The sequence below is a fragment of the Arthrobacter sp. GMC3 genome, assembly GCF_002929305.1.
Taxonomy (GTDB): domain Bacteria; phylum Actinomycetota; class Actinomycetes; order Actinomycetales; family Micrococcaceae; genus Specibacter.
This window is the reverse complement of sequence record NZ_PJIO01000048.1, coordinates 1-1,253: the sequence shown is the minus strand read 5'-3', so window position 1 is coordinate 1,253 and position 1,253 is coordinate 1. Positions and strand designations below refer to the sequence as shown.

Annotated in this window: 2 protein-coding genes and 1 pseudogene; all 3 read right to left on the bottom strand. The window is 52.8% G+C overall.

Annotated features, from left to right (window positions below; genetic code table 11):
* Window positions 1-180 (bottom strand): annotated as a pseudogene (locus tag CXQ94_RS23600) (SLC13/DASS family transporter); the annotation flags it as partial.
* Between the two features lie 86 nt (window positions 181-266).
* Complete coding sequence (gene hxpA, locus CXQ94_RS23595; protein ID WP_001203392.1) at window positions 267-917, bottom strand: hexitol phosphatase HxpA; 651 nt, start codon at window positions 915-917, stop codon at window positions 267-269.
* A gap of 10 nt (window positions 918-927) precedes the next feature.
* Window positions 928-1,253 (bottom strand): YfbU family protein (locus CXQ94_RS23590; protein WP_146070400.1); only part of this gene is annotated, 326 nt, incomplete at its 5' end.

The window sequence follows — 1,253 nt, the reverse complement described above, 5'->3', positions numbered from 1 at the left end:
AATCAGGACAACGTTAGGATCAGAAAAGCCGGAAAATACTTCGGGGACCGTCAGCGTTCCGCTTAATGCAAACGCGACAATAACAAACAAAGCGACCGCATCCATACGCACTCTGCCCGTCGCAAACAAGACAATGGCAACGGCCAGTAATGAAAGAACCCAAATCAATTCACCGTTCACAACTTATCCTTGTTAATTGAGGGAGATGACTTGATTCTGCCATAAAAAAGCCCCGACGAGACGGGGCTAAATCATGATCAGGTGTTTCACTGAATAATAACATCGCCATTTGGCTGTTTGGTCACAGTAATTTGCTCCAGACTGTGGAGGACCAAATCGACCTCATTCAGGCGCGGGGTATCTGCCGGAGCGTTAACCGCAATGACATGGCAACCCGCCGCCAGGCCAGAAAGCACGCCAGCGGGAGCATCTTCCACCACCACACACTCCTGCGGCGCAAGCCCCAGCAGCTGCGCGCCTAACAGATACGCATCAGGTTCTGGTTTTCCGCGCTTCACTCGCTCAGCGGTTACAAACACCTCTGGTGCGGGAAGCCCAGCTATTTTATGGCGCGCTCGCGCTACCGGCATGGAGCCAGAAGTCACAATGGCCCACGGAATACCTGCTTTATTCAAATGACTGAGTAAGGCGATTGCCCCCGGAAGCGCGGTAATACCTTCGGTTTCCGTGGCCTCGATGTGCTCCAGACGCGTAAACTCGGCGGCAATATCAGCCTCGGATTTGCCCGCCATAAAATGGCGCAGAGAGGTGATCGCCTGTTTACCGTGAATGAAAGCCAGCACCTCTTCCGGCGCTAACCCATGACGTCTGGCCCAGTTGCTCCACGCCCGTTCTACCGCAGGCAGGGAATCCACCAGCGTTCCATCAAGATCAAACAGAAAACCTTTGCACCGCACGCGGGCCTCCTCAGGCATTGATAATTTGATTAATTTCGTTGGCGCTCAAATGGTACTGACGCGGGCAGGCATGCCACACATTAAGCATGCGCTGATATTTTTCCCACATTGGCGTCTGGGCGTTAAAACCGTGAGTTCCGGCGTCAAAATGGGTATAGCGCCCTTCCACATTAACCATAAAGCGGACATAACCGAGGTAACGTGCTTCAGTGGCGGCGTCAAAGCCGAGGAAGGTGACACGACGTTCATCGATGGATTGCTGGTCCTGCAAATTAGACCAGGAAACATGCAACGCATGATACATCTCCATAATGTCGATGATATCCGGCAGGACCA